The organism is Kitasatospora sp. NPDC015120, assembly GCF_043080305.1.
Lineage (GTDB): Bacteria > Actinomycetota > Actinomycetes > Streptomycetales > Streptomycetaceae > Kitasatospora.
Window position 1 is genome coordinate 201,861 of record NZ_JBIBVJ010000010.1, and the last position, 16,238, is coordinate 218,098.

Consider the following 16,238-nt stretch of genomic DNA (forward strand, 5'->3'; position numbering starts at 1 on the left):
GGTCTCAGCGCCTTTCGGGGGTCGTCGAGAACATGCTCAGCATGCGGCGGGTGACGGCGAAGCCGCCGAAGACGTTGACGCTGGTCAGCAGCAGCGCCACGAAGGACAGCACGGTCACCAGGGTGCTTTCGTGCCCGATCTGCAGCAGGGCGCCGATCACCACGATCCCGGAGATCGCGTTGGTGACCGACATCAGCGGGGTGTGCAGCGCGTGGTGGACCTTGCCGATCACGTAGTAGCCGATCACCACGGCGAGCGCGAACACCGTGAAGTTCCGGGCGAGTTGCGCCGGAGCGAAGCCGACCAGCAGGAACACCGCCAGCATCCCGGTGCCGATCAGGCCGAACCGGGCCGCCGGGGTGAGCCGGGGCCGCTCGGGCTGCGCGCCCGCGCCGGCCGGTGCGGCGGGCGCCGCGGGCGTCGAGGGCGCGGGGCCGGGCGCGGCGGAGACGGCCACGGGCGGCGGCGGCCAGGTGACCTCGCCCGCGCGGGCCACCGTCACCGCCCGCTGCACCACGTCCTCGAAGTCCAGCACCAGCCGCCCGTCCTTGCCCGGTGTCAGCAGCTTCAGCAGGTTCACCAGGTTGGTGCCGAACAGCTGCGAGGCCTGGGCCGGCAGCCGGGAGGCGAGGTCGGTGTAGCCGATGACGGTGACGCCGTTGCCGGTGACCACCGTCCGGCCGGCCACCGTGCCCTCGACGTTGCCGCCCTGCGCGGCGGCCATGTCGACGATGACGCTGCCCGGCTTCATCGCCGCCACGTCCGCCGCCGTGAGCAGCCGGGGGGCCGGGCGGCCGGGGATCAGCGCGGTGGTGATCACGATGTCGACGTCCCGCGCCTGCGCGTGGTACAGCTCGGCCGCCGCCCGGTCGTAGTCGGCCGAGGTCGCCCGGGCGTAGCCGTCGGTGCCCGCCTCCTGGGCGACGTCCACCGCCAGGTACTCGCCGCCCAGCGACCTGACCTGGTCGGCGACCTCGGGCCGGGGGTCGGTGGCGCGCACCACGGCCCCCAGGCTGGAGGCGGCGCCGATCGCGGCGAGCCCGGCCACCCCGGCCCCGGCCACCAGGACCTTCGCCGGGGGCACCTTGCCGGCGGCCGTCACCTGGCCGGTGAAGAACCGCCCGAACGCGTGGGCCGCCTCGATCACCGCCCGGTAGCCGGCGATGTTCGCCATCGAGCTGAGCACGTCCATCGACTGGGCCCGGGAGATCCGCGGCACCGCGTCCAGCGCGAGCGCGGTGACCGGGCGCGCGGCCAGCGCCGCCAGCAGTTCGGGGCGCTGCGCCGGGGCGAGCAGCCCGATCACGGTGGCGTCCTCGCGCAGCCGGGCCAGCTCGGCGGCCGAGGGGGCGTTGACCTTGAGGACGACATCGGCCGCCCAGGCGTCGCCGGTCTCCGCGCCGGCCTCGGTGTAGGCCTCGTCGGTGAAGCCGGAGGCCGTGCCCGCCCCGGACTCGACCACGACCCGGTAGCCCAGGGCGAGGATGCCCCGGACCGTCGACGGTGTCGCGGCGACCCTGGTCTCCCCGGCGGTCGACTCGGCGACCACGCCGATGCGCTGCGGTGGGTGGTGCGTGGAGCCCTGTGCAGTCATCACTCGTGCCTCTCTGATCGGAGGAACCGTTGACGGCGGGATCCGCCCTTCCGAGGAGTCTCGCTCCCCCGGGGGCAGGAACCTACCCAACACGGCCCCGCGAAGCGACAGTGCCCACCCGTGATGTGCTTCACCGGTTCGCGCCCGGACGGGCTCAGAACCCGAGGGCGGCGGCCCCGTCGCGCAGCAGGGCGAAGGCCGTGGCCGTCTCGGCGGCGGCGATCCGGCCGACCTCCTCGACGTCCTGACCGTCGGCGAGCCTGGTCCAGACGGCGCGGGCGAGCACCTGGCGGACGGCCACGTACTGGGCGGCGAGCAGCCGGGCCGCCATGCCGCCGTCCGGGTCCAGGGCCTCGGTGAGCGCGCGGGCGTCGGCGGCGAGGTAGTCCACCAGGTGGGCGGAGAGGCTCGGGGTCTCGTAGACCAGCCGGAGGAAGGCGATCGCCTGGGGGTGGGCGGTCATGCCGGTGCTGGGGTCGTGCTCCGCCAGCCCGTCCAGGCGGTGGCGCTCCAGCGCGTCCAGCGGGGTGACGCCGGCCGGCCGGTCCCGCACCACGCGGCCGGCCTCGCCGAGGTGGTCGGCGAAGCGGTGCAGGACGAGCTCCTCCTTGCTGGCGAAGTAGCGGAAGAGGGTCGGCTTGGAGACCTCGGCGGCGGCGGCGATCTCGGCCACCGAGACCTCGTCGAAGCCGCGGGCGAGGAAGAGGGCGATGGCGGTGTTGGCGATGGCCTGGCGGGTGCGCTGCTTCTTCAGGGTGCGCAGACCCGGGTCGGTGTCGTGCTCGTTCAGTTCCATGAGCCGATCATAACCCAGGCATGTTTGTTACTCGGTTGCATTGATTACCCGGTTGCTGTTCCATGGAGGAGTATCGACGACCGGAAGGGGCGAGACACATGACGACCGTGGTGATCGCGGGGGCGGGGCCGACCGGACTGACCCTGGCCTGCGGACTGGCCCGGCAGGGCGTGGCGGTGCGGGTGATCGACCGGGCGGAGCGGTTCCCCGCCGGCTCGCGCGGCAAGACCCTCAACCCGCGCAGCCTGGAGGTCCTCGCCGACCTCGGCCTCGGCGAACGGCTGGCGGCCGCGGGCCGCACCCACCTGCCGTTCCGCAAGTACTTCGACGGCGAGTTCGTCAACGAGACGGAGCCGTTCGCCGGCGCCCGGCCCACCGCCACCACCCCGTACGCGGCGAGCCTGTGGCTGCCGCAGACCCGGGTGGAGCGGCTGCTGCGCGAGCGGCTCGCCGACCACGGGGTGCGGGTCGAGCTCGCCACCGAACTGGTGGACCTCCGGCAGGACGGCGCCGGGGTGGAGGTCCGGCTCGCCGGCGGCGGCCGGATCGCCGCCGAGTACCTGGTCGCCTGCGACGGCGGGCGCTCCACGGTGCGCAAGCTGCTCGGCATCCCCTTCGTCGGCGACGGCGACCCGGAGCCGGTGATGGTCTGCGGCGACGTGGAGGTCGAGGGGCTGGACCCGGCCGCCTGGCACCAGTGGTTCGGGCCCCGGGGCGCGTTCATGCTCTGTCCGTTCCCCGGCACCCGCCGCTGGCAGCTGCAGGCGAGCCCCGAGACGGACGCCGACGGCCGGCCGGTCGCGCCGTCGCTGGAGAGCTTCCAGCGGCTGGCGGCGCTGCACACCGGCCGCGCGGACCTCCGGCTGGGCAACGCGACCTGGCTGTCCACCTGGCGGGTCAACGTCCGGATGGCCGAGCGCTTCCGCGAGGGACGGGTCCTGCTGGCCGGGGACTGCGCGCACGTCCACCCGACGGCCGGCGGGCTCGGCATGAACACCGGGATCCAGGACGCCTGGAACCTCGCCTGGAAGCTCGGCCACGTGCTGCGCGGGTTCGCCGGTCCGGGCCTGCTGGACACCTACCAGGAGGAGCGGCTGCCGGTCGCGGCCTGGACGCTCGACGTCACCAGCGCCGGCATGGCGGCCGTCACCGCGGGGAGCGCCACCCCCGGCACCGGGGTCGAGGCCGGGCGGGTGGGCGAACTCACCGGCCTCGCGCTGGGCTACCGGTGGAGCAGCCTGGCCGTCGACCGGACCGACGGGGAGCCGGCCGCCGTCGACCGGGCCGGGTCGGTCCGGGCCGGGGACCGGGCGCCGGACAGCCGCTACCTCGGGCCCGACGGCGCACCGGCCCGCCTGTTCGACCGCTTCGCCGGAGACCACTTCACCCTGCTGGGCCTCGGGCCGGGCGCCCGGCCCGAGGCGGCCGGACTGCCCGGCCACGTCCGCCCGGTGGCGGTCGACGACCCCGACGGCGCGGTCCGCCGGGCGTACGGGATCACCGGTGAGGCCCTGGTCCTCGTCCGGCCCGACCACCACATCGCCCTGACCGCCCGGGCGGACGACCACGAGGCGGTGCTCGGCTACCTGGCGGGGCTCGGGGCGTAGGGGCCGGGCGTCAGGGGCGGGGCCGGACGGTCATGCCCGGCCGCCGCCGGTGGACCGTCAGGTAGACGGCGCCCTCCGGCCCCGCCGACACGCCGCGCGCCGCGCCGTGCGGCACGAGTCGCAGCACGCCCGGCTCCAGCGCGTGCGCGACGCCGCCGCACCGCAGTGTGCCCTGCCCGGCGAGCCCGAGCAGCAGCACGTCCAGGTCCGGTTCGACGTGCTCGGCCACCGACGCCCCGGGCCGCAGCCGGACCACGTTCGCGTCCAGTTGGCGCTCGGCACCGGTCAGCCGCCACAGTGCCCCGGCCCGGTCGGCGTCCGCCTCGCGCAGCAGTGCGTCCAGGACCACGCCCTCGCCGAGGGCCTCCGCATCCGTCATGCCGGACATCATCGCACCGGCGTGGGGCGGTTCCGGGTGCGGCGGCCCCCGTCGCACCCGGACGGGGACCTAGCGTCCGGCCGCCTCCGGGGTGGGCAGGGTGACGGGAAGGCCGGCCTCGATGCGCTCCAGCAGGCGGCCGCCGTGGACGCCGGGGGTGTCGAAGTGGCGCAGCGCGTCGCCGTCGTCCTCGCCCTCGACGCGCAGTACCTCGGGCACGAGCACGCTCGCGGCGGCGGCCGGCGGGGCCTCCAGTCCGGCCGCCAGGTAGGCGGGCGCCAGCACCGGGCCGTGCAGGGTGCCGCCGATCAGGTCCGGGCCGAACTCGGAGGACAGCACGGTGACCTGGGCGCGCAGGTCGCCGTTGATCATCACCAGCTTCTCGGTCATGTTGCCGACGAAGGCGCCGACCAGGACGTCCCCGCGGACGAGGAGCTTGGCGTCGCCCTCCAGGTAGACGGCGGCGGCGCGGAGGTCGCCGAGGACGATCAGGGCGGGGCAGCCGTCGTCGATGTTGAGGATCGCGCCGTCGACGGTGAGGTGTCCGTCGACGATGCAGCCGGTGCCCTCCAGGCCGGCGGTGTCGAGGTCGAAGTGCCCCTCGATCGCGAGGTCGCCGGCGTGGACGTCGTACTCCTCCTCGTAGAGGTTCTCGTAGGAGTCCCGGGGCAGGCCGCGGCGCTCGAAGAGGGCGACCGACTCGTCCCAACTGTGCAGGGTGGTCGTGAGGTTCATGGGCGGAACTGTGTCATGCGGCACTGTCAGAGGCCCCCGCCGGGCCGGGCCGGCGGGGGCGGGCGGCTCAGGGGCGGGGCGCGGTGATGTCGACCAGCCAGGTGATGCCGAAGCGGTCGGTGCACATGCCGAAGACGTCGCCCCACGCCTGCCGCTCGATGGGGACCAGGACGGTGCCGTCGGCGGAGAGCCGTTCCCAGTAGCCGCGCAGCTCGGCCTCGTCGTCGCCGCTGACCGACACCGAGATGTTGTTGCCGGCCGTGTAGGGCATGCCGGGCGGGGTGTCGGCGGCCATCAGCGTGAAGCCGGCGGGGGTCGTCAGCATGCCGTGCATGATCCGGTCGGCGCCGGGGCCCTCCCCGGCGCCGAAGTCGCCGTAGGTGTTGAGGTTCAACTCGCCGCCGAAGACGTCGCGGTAGAACTCCAGGGCCGGCCGGGCGTCGCCGGTGTAGTTGATGTAGGGGTTCAGGACGGAAGGCATGATTGGTCCCTTTCCTGGGGGAATGTCCATTCCGTAGCGTAGGGAATGCCGCGCCGGGGCGCCGGGCGACGCCCCGGACGCGAGCACGGCTCAGTCGAGGATCCGGCCGCCGTGGTAGCGCAGTTCGTAGGCGCGCTCGCCGGTCGCGGTCAGGATGTGCTCGACGCCCCGGAACCGCTCGACGGTGCCGGACGATTCGTCGACGTAGCCGAAGTCGCCGACCGTGTACCGGAAGCCGCCGAGGAAGCGGCCCTCGGCGTAGAGGGCGGTGAGCGCCGCCTTGACGGTCTCGCCCGCGGTGAAGGCCGTGATGCCGTCGGTGAGCAGGTAGCCGTAGTAGTTCATGCCCCACAGCGGGCGGTCCCCGAGGTGCACGGTCTCCTGCCCGAGGAAGTCGGTGCCGCCGAAGTAGCTGTCCCGGTAGACGAGTTCGCCCTCGCGGTACTCCAGGTCGTGCGAGCTCGTCCGGACCGGTGCCACCCGGCCGCCGCCGCCCGCGTAGGTCGCGGCCTTGGCGCGGACGACGAAGTCGTTCAGCCCGGTGGCCGTCGGTTCGGTGAAGATGGTGGGATCGATAGGCATGGGCGGTGTCCTACCATCCGGCACCGACAACCGGGCCGGGGCGGGATCGGGGGAAGCCGGTACCGGAAGGGGGAAGGGCGATGGAGGTCTCCAACAGCATCGCGGGCACGGTGCACATCGCGGGACGGGTGATCCAGACCGGCACCCTGTCGACCGGGCCGGACCCCGGCACGGCCGTCGAGGGCGCCGAGGCCGCGATCCGGGCGGGACTGGCCGCCGAGGGCGCCCCGGTGACGCTGACCCGCGGCGAGTACGCGGCGGTGCTGGGGCTGCTCGACCGGGTGGCGGAGGCGGCCGGCTCCGAGGCCGTGCGGGCCCTGGCCGGACGGCTGTCGGGCCGCTGACGCGCGGCCCCGGCCGTGCGGCGCCGGTGAGGACGCCGCACGGCCGGGGCCGGGGAACGGGGCGGACGGTCAGGAGGCGGCGAACTCCACCAGGTCCTTGGTGAACGCGGCCTCGTAGGCGCCGACCAGGCCGTGCGGCGCGCCCGGGTAGACCTTCAGGGTGCCCTGGGGGAGCAGCTTGACGGCCTTCTCGGCGGAGGCGGCGATCGGCACGATCTGGTCGTCGTCGCCGTGGGCGACCAGGACCGGGACGTCGATCTTCTTGAGGTCCTCGGTGAAGTCGGTCTCCGAGAACGCCTCGACGCAGTCCAGGGCGTTCTTCAGGCCGGCCTGCATGCCCTGCAGCCAGAACTCGCGGCGCTTGCCCTCGGAGACCTCCGCGCCCGGGCGGTTGAAGCCGTAGAAGGCCTCGCTCAGGTCGTAGTAGAACTGCGAGCGGTCGGCGGCGACACCGGCGCGGATGCCGTCGAAGGCCGAGAGCGGGGTGCCCTCGGGGTTGGCGTCGGTGCGCAGCATCAGGGGCGGGACGGCGCCCAGCAGTACGGCCTTGCGCACCCGGGAGCTGCCGTGCCGGCCCAGGTAGCGGGCGACCTCGCCGCCGCCGGTGGAGTGGCCGACCAGCACCGCGTCGGTCAGGTCGAGCTGGTCCATCAGCTCGGCCAGGTCGTCGGCGTACTGGTCCATGTGGTTGCCGTCCCACGTCTGGGTGGAGCGGCCGTGGCCGCGCCGGTCGTGGGCGACGACCCGGAAGCCGGCCGAGGCGAGGGCCACGGCCTGGCCCTCCCAGGCGTCGGCGTTCAGCGGCCAGCCGTGCGACAGGACGACGGGCCGTCCCTTGCCCCAGTCCTTGTAGAACTTCTGGGAACTGTCGGAGAGGGTGATGAAGGGCATGACGGCCTTTCGGTCGTGCTCGTGGAGCAGGGAGGACGGGGGGCGGCCGGGTCGCGATCGGGGGCGTTCCGGCCGGCTGACCCCAGCATGGACCCCCCGGGCACCGGTCGGCACGGCCCGCAGCCGTCCTGTGCACCGTCAGGCAAGCCCTGTACGGTCCGGGGCACGCCGGACCGGGGGAGGGGAGGCCGGGCCGGGTGCGAACCGGCGGGAGCGTTCCTAGGCTGGAGGCATGGGCGACTTCGACAGGTTCACGGCCCTGCTGGACTACCCGGTGTACGTGGTCACCGCGCCGGGGCCGCCGCCGGCGGGGTGCCTGGTCGGGTTCGCGGGTCAGTGCTCGATCGACCCGGTGCGGTTCGTGGTGTGGATGTCCAAGGCGAACCACACCCATGACACGGCCCTGGCGGCCGACGCGCTGGGCGTCCACCTGCTGCCGTACGGCCACGGGCTGGCCGCGCTGTTCGGCGGCCGCAGCGGGGACGACACCGACAAGTTCGCCGGGATCGAGTGGTACCACGGGCCGTACGGGGTGCCGGTGCTCGCGGAGGCGCCCGCCTGGTTCGTCGGCCGGGTGCTGGACTGCGCCGACTGGGGCGACCACACCGGCCTGCTGCTGGCCCCGGTGGCCGTGGAGGCCCCGCCCGCCGGCGACGCCGCGGTGCTGTCCTTCCGGGACGTCGCCGGCATCGAGGCCGGTCACCCCGCCTGAGCCCGCCGGCCGCGGCAGCCCTCCGCCCGGGCGCTGTCGGTGGCCTGGCCTAGGCTCCGGCCATGAGCATGATCGGGCGGTACCTCCGGCTCAGCGCCGGGGAGTTGGAGCGGGCCCTGCGGGAGCCGGAGTGGGCGCAGGAGTTCGTCGAGGAGCTGGACGGGGCGGCGGACGGGGCGCGGGCGGGCGGCGGATGGGCGCGGCTGCACGAGACCGGCAAGGCGTGGCAGGCGCTGGACTTCCTGCTCCGCCGCCGGGAGTTCCCGGTCGACCTGGTGCACGGCGAGGGGGAGCTGCCGGGGGCGGACGACTGGGGCTACGGGCCGCCGTCCCTGATCATGCCGGAGCGGGTCCGGCTCGCCGCCGGGGCGCTCGCCGGGCTCGACCCGGGGCGGCTGACCGAGGGCGTCACGGCGGCGGACCTCGCCGGGGCGCGGGTGTACCCGCAGGGCCTGTGGGCGGAGGAGGACGCGCTGCACCTGGTGACGGCGGAGTACCGGGCCCTCGCGGACTTCCTGCGGGCGGTGGCGACCCGGCGGCACGGGGTGCTGGTCTGGATCGAGTGACGCGTGACGCGTGACGCGTGCCGAGTGCCGGAGGGCGGGCGGCGGGCGGGCGGCGAGTGAAGGGGCATGTCGGTACATTGAGGGCATCACGGACATTCGGGAGCAGTCCCGGGCCAAGCGTGTTCACGCAAAGAAGGCCGAGCCGCCTTCGGAAAGGGTCTCCATGCAGCGTGCCCTCAGCCCCGCCGTCCTCGCCGAGCTGCGCCGGCCGAGGCCGTACCCGGCGGTGTCCATCCTGATGCCCACGCACCGCCGGGAGCCGGACAACGCCCAGGACCCGGTCCGGCTGCGCAACCTGCTGGCCGAGGCCAAGGAGAAGGTCCAGGCCGATCCCGACGTCTCCCGTGCGGACCGGATCGACGTGCTGGAGCAGCTCGACCGGGCCGTCGCCGAGGTCGACCTGGTGCACGCCGAGGACGGCCTCGCGATCCTCGCCAGCCCCGGCGAGCACCAGGTCTGGTCGCTCGGGCGCACCGCGCCCGCCCGGGTGGTGCTGTCGGACACCTACCTCACCCGCAACCTGGTCGCCGCCCAGGCCGCCGAGCGTCCCTACTGGGTGCTCGCGGTCGCCGCCGACCGGGTGGTGCTGTGGGACGGCGACCACGAACGGGTCACCGAGGTCCACGACCACGGCTTCCCGCTGGTACGGGTCTTCGACAACCCCGACCCCGAGCGGCAGGAGCGGATCGGCGACACGCCCAGCACCTTCCGCGACGAGGAGACCAAGACCTTCCTCCGCCAGGCCGACACCGAGGTCGGCAAGCTGCTCGCGGCCGACCGCCGCCCGCTCTACGTCACCGGCGAGGCCGCCGCGCTCGCCCTGCTGGACGCCGTCGGCCCGATCGCCAAGGAGGCCACCGAGCAGCTTCCGCACGGCGGTCTCGCCCAGGCGGACGCCGAGACGGTCCGCAAGGCGGTCGAGCCCGCCGTGCGCGCGCAGGCCGAGCGCGAGACCACCGATGCGCTCGCCCAGCTCGACGCCGCGCGCGGCCGCCAGACCTTCGCCGCGGGCCTGGACGAGGTCTGGCGGGCCGCCGGTGAGGGGCGGCTCGGCCGGCTGGTGGTCGAGGAGAACTTCCGCACCACCGTGCGCGACGACGGCGAGCACCTGGTGCCGGCCTCGGCCGAGGAGTCCGGCGCGCGCGAGGACATCGTCGACGAGGTGGTCGAGCGCACCCTCGACACCGGCGGCCGGGTCAGCTTCGTGCCCGACGGCACCCTGTCCGACGCCGGACGGATCGCCGCCGTCCTGCGCTACTGACCCTCCGCGCCGTCCCGTCGGCAGGACGGGACGGCGCGCCGGGCGCCCGGTCAGCGGACGGCGATCCCGACCAGGCAGGTGTCGTCGTCGGTGTCGGCGTTGCTGTACCGCAGCAGGTGGTCCAGGTGCTCCTCCAGACCGTCCGCGCCGCCGGCCGAGGCACCGCGGGCCTGCTCGGCGAGGGCCATCAGGCCCGCCAGCGAGGCCTGGAAGGACTCGTCGCGGCGCTCGATCAGCCCGTCGGTGTACATCACCAGCTGGTCGCCCGGCTCCAGCACCAGCTCGCCCTCCTCGTAGTCCGCCTGGTCGACGGCGCCCAGCAGGATCCCGCCCAGCTGCGGCAGCGTGGTCGCCCGCCCCCCGCGCAGCAGCACCGGCGGCGGGTGGCCTGCGCGCGCCCAGCGCAGCCGCCGCGCCCCCGGCCGGTAGAGGCCGCAGACGGCGGTGGCGGTGACGTTGTCGGTCAGGTGGTGGGTCACACTGTTCAGCCAGCCCAGCAGCTGGGCGGGCCCGGCGCCGGTGGCCGCCAGCCCCCGCAGCGCGTTGCGCAGCGCGACCATCCCGGTGGCGGCCTCGATGCCGTGGCCGGCGACGTCGCCCACGCACAGCAGGACGTCCCCCGAGGGCAGCGGCAGGGCGTCGTACCAGTCGCCGCCGACCAGGTGGCCCTTCTCGGCCGGCCGGTAGCGCACGCCCACCCGCAGGTCCGGCAGGTCCAGCGGGCCGCGCGCCGGCGGCATGATCGCGTGCTGGAGCTGCAGGGCGAGCCGGCTGCGCTCGGCCGCCTGCTGCTCGCTCTGGGCGAGCTGGTCCCGGGTGGCGGCGAGCGCGACCTCCGTCCAGTGCTGGGCGGAGATGTCCTGGTAGGCACCGCGTACGGTGCGCAGCCCGCTGTCCGGCTCGTGCACCGGCTCCGCGACGACCCGGATGTGCCGGGTGACGCCGTCCGGGCGCTGCAGCCGGAAGGCGGTGGACGCCGGGCGGTGATGGTGCAGCAGGGTGCGCAGGAACCGCCCGAGGGCGTGCCGGTCGTCCGGGTGGGCGTGGTCGGGGAGCTGGTCGAGCGCGATCGGCGACGCGGTGGGCGGCAGCCCGTGCAGCTCGAACACGGTGTCGTTCCAGGCGATCCGGCGGGTGCGCAGGTCCTCCTCGAAGCCGCCGATCCGGCCCAGCCGCTGCGCGTGCTGGAGCAGCCGGGCCACCCGCGGGGTGCCGTCGTCCAGCCGCCAGACCACCGCGACGTGGCTGCCGTGGCGGCTGACGCTCACCTGCGCCCGGGTGACCAGCGGCACCCCGTCGACCAGGGCGGCGAGCCGCAGGGCGGGGGTGCGGAACGGCTCGCCGGTGGCGAAGACGTGCTCGACCTTCTCGGCCAGCCCGCCCGGCTCGGCGGCCAGCGGGTACGCCTCCAGCAGCCGGGCACCGGCGATCACCCCGGTCGGGCGCCCCGCGAAGTCGACGAACGCCGGGTTGACGTGCCGGATCACGAAGGGCGGCGGCAGGTCGTCGCCGTCGGGCGCCGGCCGCAGCACCATGCACGGGTCGAGCAGGCCGTCGGTCAGCTGCCGCAGCTCGTCGAACTGGCCGTCGACGGCCTCCGGTACGCGCGGCTCCCGCCCGCCCGCGGACTCCAGGGTGGCGGCGGCCACCTCGGCGAGCGCCTCGAACTGCCGCTGCAGGGGCTGGGACAGCTCCGGCAGTTCCTCCGGCCAGCAGAGCTCCAGGACCCCGATCAGCCGCCCGCCCTTGCCGGCCGGGACGGCCAGCCGGCCGCCGCGGATCTCGTGCTGGCCGACGGAGGGCAGCGAGGCCTCGGCGAGGGTCGGGTAGCCGACCGCCGCCCGCTCGTCCAGGGCGCGGCGGGCCGGAGTGGGCACGCCCGGCGGCACGTGGCGCCAGCGGCGGGCCTCCTCCTCGTGGAAGCCGGCGCTCCCGGCCAGCGACAGCGAGAGGTCCGGGTGGGCCGCCCAGACCGCGACGGCGGTGACGCCCAGCGGGCGCAGCGCGTGGTCCAGCATGGCCCGGGCGGCCGCCGCGGCGTCCCCGCCCGCCAGGGCGTCCGCCTCGGTGCTGCGCAGCCGGACCGCCACCGGTTCGTCCGGTTCGTCCGGGGGCACCGCGGCCCCCTCGACGAACGCCCGGGCCAGTGCCGATATCTGGTCCGCGGCGGCCTGGTTGACCAGGTCGGCGGCGAGCGCCAGGGTCGACACCCCGGCCTGCTCGGCGAGGCTCTCCAGCTGCCCGGCGGCCTCCGTGGGCCCGCAGCGCAGCCGCTCGACCAGCACGCCGACGCCCATCTCCACCACCGCCCGGCCCGCCGAGTGGGCCTGGGCCCGTTCGAGCTCCAGCCGCAGCCGCTCCACCGTGCCGGCGAGCCGCCCGACCGCCGTCGCCTCGCCGCGCGCCGTCGCCTCCGCGGCGGACGGCGCGCCGGATGCCGCGCCGTCCGGGGCGGGCCCGCGCTGGGGCCCGACCCTCGGCGCGCGCTCGGACGGCGCGGGAAGACCCGTGGTCGGGGGATCCTGCGGTTGCTGCACGGTGGTGACTCCTCGGGTTCGGGGCCGGCGGCGGGGGCTACCGGGCGAGGTGGTGCTTGATCCGGGCCATCACCTCGGCCGGCTCGACCGGCTTGGTGATGTAGTCGCTGGCACCCGAGGCCAGGCTCTTCTCCCGGTCGCCGATCATGGCCTTCGCGGTCACGGCGATGATCGGCAGCCCCTCGTGCTCGGGCATCGCGCGGATCGCCGCGGTGGCCGTGTACCCGTCCATCTCGGGCATCATCACGTCCATCAGGATGACGTCGATCCCCGGGTGGGCGGCCAGCGCCTCCAGCGCCGCCCGGCCGTTCTCCGCCTGGAGCACCCGCAGGCCGTGCAGCTCCAGGATGCTGGTGAGCGCGTAGAGGTTGCGGTCGTCGTCGTCGACCACCAGCGCGGTGCGCCCGGCCAGCACCGGGTCGGCCTGCGGACTCCAGAAGGTGTCGCGCTCGGCGCCCCGCACCAGCGGCAGCACCGCCCCGGGGCGGTCGGCGCTCATGTGCAGCGCGACGCGCTCGCGCAGCTCGTCCAGGCTGGACAGGAACTCCAGCGGACGGCCGGCCTCCCGGCGCACGGTGTGCTCGTCCTGGGCGCCGACGCCCTGGTTGTGGTGCGCCAGCACCGGGACGGCGTGCAGCGCCGGGTCGCGCTCCATCTCCTCCAGGAGCTTCGTGGCGGTGCCGTCGGGCAGGTCGAGCTCCAGGACGACGCAGTGGCACGCGGAGGTGGCCAGCGCGGCGGCGGCCTCCTGGGCGCCGACCGCGGTGACGATCTCCACCTGGCGCTGCGCACCGGCGTAGCGGGCCAGGTCGGCCACGGCGTTCTCCGCCACCAGCGACAGCAGGCCGTTGGGGCGCCCCTCCACCACGAGCAGACGGCGCGGGCCGTCGGCGGCCGGCCGGCCGCCGCGGTCCTCGTCCCCGGCCGGCTCCGGGGCGCCGGTCAGGGCCTTGCGCGCACCGCTGTCGGCGCCGGCCGCCGCCCCGGGCCGGGCGGCGGGGAGGTAGAGGGTGAAGGTGCTGCCCCGGCCGAGGGTGCTCTCCACGGTGATCGCGCCGCCGAGCAGGTAGGCGATCTCGCGGCTGATCGACAGACCGAGACCGGTGCCGCCGTACTTGCGGCTGGTGGTGCCGTCGGCCTGCTGGAAGGCCCCGAACACCGTCTCCAGGTGCTGGGGCGCGATGCCGATGCCGGTGTCGCTCACCCGGAAGGCGAGCACCGCGCCGCCGTCGCGCCGCATGCCGTCCGGGAGTTCGGCCGCGGCGGCCGGTTCGATCCGCAGCTCGATCCGGCCCTGCTCGGTGAACTTGACCGCGTTGGACAGCAGGTTGCGCAGCACCTGGCGCAAGCGGTAGTCGTCGGTGACGAGTTCGGCGGGTACGCCGTCGCCCGTCTGGACGGCGAAGGCGAGGTTCTTCTGTCCGGTCATCGGGCGGAAGGTGGCCTCGACGTAGTCGAGCAGCGCGCGCAGCGGCACGGCCTCGACGTTGACGTCCATCTTGCCCGCCTCGACCTTGGACAGGTCGAGGATGTCGTTGATCAGCTGGAGCAGGTCGGAGCCGGCCGAGTGGATGATGCCCGCGTACTCGACCTGCTTGGCGGTCAGGTTGCGGGTGGGGTTCTGGGCGAGCAGCTGGGCCAGGATGAGCAGGCTGTTGAGCGGGGTGCGCAGCTCGTGGCTCATGTTGGCCAGGAACTCCGACTTGTACGTCGAGGCGAGCGAGACCTGGTGGGCGCGGTCCTCCAGCTCCTGGCGGGCCTGCTCGATCTGCAGGTTCTTGGCCTCGATGTCGCGGTTCTGCGCGGCGAGCAGCTCGGCCTTCTCCTCCAGCTCCGCGTTGGAGGCCTGGAGCTCCTCCTGGCGTGCCTGCAACTCCTCCGACCGGGCCTGGAGTTCGGCGGTCAGCCGCTGGGACTCGCCGAGCAGCTCGTCGGTCCTGGCGTTGGCGATGATGGTGTTGACGTTGACGCCGATGGTCTCCATCAGCTGGTCGAGGAAGTCCCGGTGGACCTGGGTGAACGGCTGGACGGAGGCCAGCTCGATCACGCCGAGGACCTGCTCCTCGACCACGATCGGCAGCACCACCAGGAACAGCGAGCCGGTGCGGCCGAGCCCCGAGGAGGCGGCCAGGTACCCGGCCGGCAGCGAGTCGACGGTGATCGTCCGCCGGCTGCGCGCGGCCTGGCCGACGAAGGACTCGCCCAGCCGGAAGCGGGTGGGGCGCTCGCCGTCGGGGAACGCGTAGGAGCCGACGAGCTGCAGCACCGTCCCCTCGGGGCCCTCCTCGGCGAGGTAGAAGGCGCCGCACTGCGCGGCGACCAGCGGGGCGAGCTCGTCCATCACGGACTCGGCGACGACCACGAGGTCGCGCCGGCCCTGCATCAGCGCCGAGAAGCGGGCGAGGTTGGTCTTCAGCCAGTCCTGCTCCTCGTTGGCGCGGGTGGTCTCGCGCAGCGACTGGACCATGAAGTTGACGTTGTCCTTGAGGTCGGCGACCTCGCCGGAGGCGTCCACGGTGATGGAGCGGGTGAGGTCCCCGGCCGCGACGGCGCTGGTGACCTCGGCGATCGCCCGGACCTGCCGGGTGAGGTTGCCGGCCAGGCGGTTGACGTTCTCGGTCAGCCGCTTCCAGGTGCCGGAGACGCCCTCCACCTGGGCCTGGCCGCCGAGCCGGCCCTCGGAGCCGACCTCGCGGGCGACCCGGGTCACCTCGTCGGCGAAGGAACTGAGCTGGTCGACCATCGTGTTGATGGTCTCCTTCAGCTCCAGGATCTCGCCGCGCGCGTTGACGGTGATCTTCTGCGACAGGTCGCCGCCGGCCACCGCGGTGGCCACCTGGGCGATCGCCCGGACCTGGCCGGTGAGGTTGCCGGCCATGAAGTTCACCGAGTCGGTGAGGTCGCGCCAGGTCCCGGAGACGCCCTTCACGTCGGCCTGGCCGCCGAGGATGCCCTCGGTGCCGACCTCGCGGGCCACCCGGGTCACCTCGCCGGCGAACGCGGAGAGCTGGTCGACCATCGTGTTGACGGTGTTCTTCAGCTCCAGGATCTCGCCCCGGGCGTCGACGGTGATCTTCTGCGAGAGGTCGCCCTTGGCCACCGCGGTGGCCACCTGGGCGATGTCGCGGACCTGGGTGGTGAGGTTGCCCGCCATCGCGTTGACCGAGTCGGTGAGGTCCGCCCAGGAGCCGGAGACGCCGTCCACCTGGGCCTGGCCGCCGAGCCGGCCCTCGGTGCCGACCTCCCGGGCGACCCGGGTCACCTCGGAGGTGAACCGGGACAGCTGGTCCACCATGCCGTTGAACACCGTGGCGATCTCGCCCAGCAGGCCGTCGGCGTCGTCCGGCAGCTCGGTGCCGAAGTCGCCGTCGCGCACCGCCGTCAGCCCGGCGAGGAGCAGCCTCAGCTCGGGCTCGCCCACGCGCGCGCTGTCGGGCCCTCGGTCCGGTTCGTGCTGGGGCCCCCGCGGGGGTCCTTGAAAGGTCGTGGGGCCGGCCATCGAACGCTCGCCTCCGATCCTGGACGCCGCGAGCACGGGTCGTCGGACCGGTCCCCGGGCGTGGTGGGTACCGCCCCGGAGGCTACCCCAGCCCTTACCCGCGGTTGAAAAACAGTTGATGCCCGGGGCAACCTTTCCAGGGTCCCGCCGTTCCGGACGCCGCAGACCGTCTCCATGAAACCTTCACAGACGGCAACTGCATCCTTTCGCGCTTCCGGGGTAGCGGGGCAGGACCGTACCAACACGACGGAAGG

14 protein-coding genes are annotated in these 16,238 nt (G+C 74.5%); 5 read left to right on the forward strand and 9 right to left on the reverse strand.

Annotated elements, in window-relative coordinates; translation table 11 throughout:
* Nucleotides 1-4 precede the first annotated feature (4 nt).
* Nucleotides 5-1,594, reverse strand: coding sequence for a Re/Si-specific NAD(P)(+) transhydrogenase subunit alpha (locus tag ACF1AK_RS22985; RefSeq protein ID WP_391500749.1), 1,590 nt, complete (start codon nucleotides 1,592-1,594; stop codon nucleotides 5-7).
* Between the two features lie 154 nt (nucleotides 1,595-1,748).
* On the reverse strand, nucleotides 1,749-2,390 hold the full coding sequence (locus tag ACF1AK_RS22990; RefSeq protein WP_391500681.1) for a TetR family transcriptional regulator: 642 nt from the start codon (nucleotides 2,388-2,390) through the stop codon (nucleotides 1,749-1,751).
* Nucleotides 2,391-2,488: 98 nt separating this feature from the next.
* On the opposite strand from ACF1AK_RS22990, the gene ACF1AK_RS22995 reads away from it, so the two are divergent.
* Nucleotides 2,489-3,997 (forward strand): FAD-dependent monooxygenase, encoded by a 1,509-nt coding sequence (locus ACF1AK_RS22995; protein ID WP_391500682.1) that lies wholly within the window; start codon nucleotides 2,489-2,491, stop codon nucleotides 3,995-3,997.
* 10 nt (nucleotides 3,998-4,007) lie between these two features.
* On the opposite strand, the gene ACF1AK_RS23000 is transcribed toward ACF1AK_RS22995, so the two are convergent.
* The 4 genes from ACF1AK_RS23000 to ACF1AK_RS23015 all read right to left on the reverse strand — a co-directional run bounded on the left by ACF1AK_RS23000 (nucleotide 4,008) and on the right by ACF1AK_RS23015 (nucleotide 6,174).
* Complete coding sequence (locus ACF1AK_RS23000; protein ID WP_391500683.1) at nucleotides 4,008-4,376, reverse strand: cupin domain-containing protein; 369 nt, start codon at nucleotides 4,374-4,376, stop codon at nucleotides 4,008-4,010.
* 69 nt (nucleotides 4,377-4,445) lie between these two features.
* The gene (locus ACF1AK_RS23005) at nucleotides 4,446-5,111 is read right to left on the reverse strand and encodes a hypothetical protein (protein ID WP_391500684.1); all 666 of its coding nucleotides are present in this window, start codon (nucleotides 5,109-5,111) and stop codon (nucleotides 4,446-4,448) included.
* 67 nt (nucleotides 5,112-5,178) lie between these two features.
* Nucleotides 5,179-5,592: a VOC family protein gene (locus tag ACF1AK_RS23010; RefSeq protein WP_391500685.1), complete on the reverse strand. Its 414-nt coding sequence runs from the start codon at nucleotides 5,590-5,592 to the stop codon at nucleotides 5,179-5,181.
* Nucleotides 5,593-5,682: 90 nt separating this feature from the next.
* Complete coding sequence (locus ACF1AK_RS23015; protein WP_391500686.1) at nucleotides 5,683-6,174, reverse strand: DUF5680 domain-containing protein; 492 nt, start codon at nucleotides 6,172-6,174, stop codon at nucleotides 5,683-5,685.
* Between the two features lie 80 nt (nucleotides 6,175-6,254).
* On the opposite strand from ACF1AK_RS23015, the gene ACF1AK_RS23020 reads away from it, so the two are divergent.
* Complete coding sequence (locus ACF1AK_RS23020) at nucleotides 6,255-6,518, forward strand: hypothetical protein (protein ID WP_391500687.1); 264 nt, start codon at nucleotides 6,255-6,257, stop codon at nucleotides 6,516-6,518.
* A gap of 69 nt (nucleotides 6,519-6,587) precedes the next feature.
* On the opposite strand, the gene ACF1AK_RS23025 is transcribed toward ACF1AK_RS23020, so the two are convergent.
* On the reverse strand, nucleotides 6,588-7,409 hold the full coding sequence (locus tag ACF1AK_RS23025; protein ID WP_391500688.1) for an alpha/beta fold hydrolase: 822 nt from the start codon (nucleotides 7,407-7,409) through the stop codon (nucleotides 6,588-6,590).
* Nucleotides 7,410-7,641: 232 nt separating this feature from the next.
* Between ACF1AK_RS23025 and ACF1AK_RS23030 the strand changes: the two genes are divergently transcribed.
* From ACF1AK_RS23030 to ACF1AK_RS23040, 3 genes are all read left to right on the forward strand, one after another.
* Entirely contained in the window at nucleotides 7,642-8,121 is a 480-nt protein-coding gene (locus ACF1AK_RS23030) for a flavin reductase family protein (protein WP_391500689.1), read from the forward strand.
* Nucleotides 8,122-8,183: 62 nt separating this feature from the next.
* The gene (locus ACF1AK_RS23035; RefSeq protein WP_391500690.1) at nucleotides 8,184-8,687 is read left to right on the forward strand and encodes a YfbM family protein; all 504 of its coding nucleotides are present in this window, start codon (nucleotides 8,184-8,186) and stop codon (nucleotides 8,685-8,687) included.
* Between the two features lie 163 nt (nucleotides 8,688-8,850).
* Entirely contained in the window at nucleotides 8,851-9,948 is a 1,098-nt protein-coding gene (locus ACF1AK_RS23040) for a chemotaxis protein (RefSeq protein WP_391500691.1), read from the forward strand.
* Nucleotides 9,949-9,998: 50 nt separating this feature from the next.
* Here ACF1AK_RS23040 and ACF1AK_RS23045 read toward each other — a convergent pair whose 3' ends face one another.
* Both ACF1AK_RS23045 and ACF1AK_RS23050 read right to left on the reverse strand, forming a co-directional pair.
* Nucleotides 9,999-12,485: a SpoIIE family protein phosphatase gene (locus ACF1AK_RS23045; RefSeq protein ID WP_391500692.1), complete on the reverse strand. Its 2,487-nt coding sequence runs from the start codon at nucleotides 12,483-12,485 to the stop codon at nucleotides 9,999-10,001.
* A gap of 37 nt (nucleotides 12,486-12,522) precedes the next feature.
* Entirely contained in the window at nucleotides 12,523-16,020 is a 3,498-nt protein-coding gene (locus tag ACF1AK_RS23050; RefSeq protein ID WP_391500693.1) for a HAMP domain-containing protein, read from the reverse strand.
* Nucleotides 16,021-16,238 lie beyond the last annotated feature (218 nt).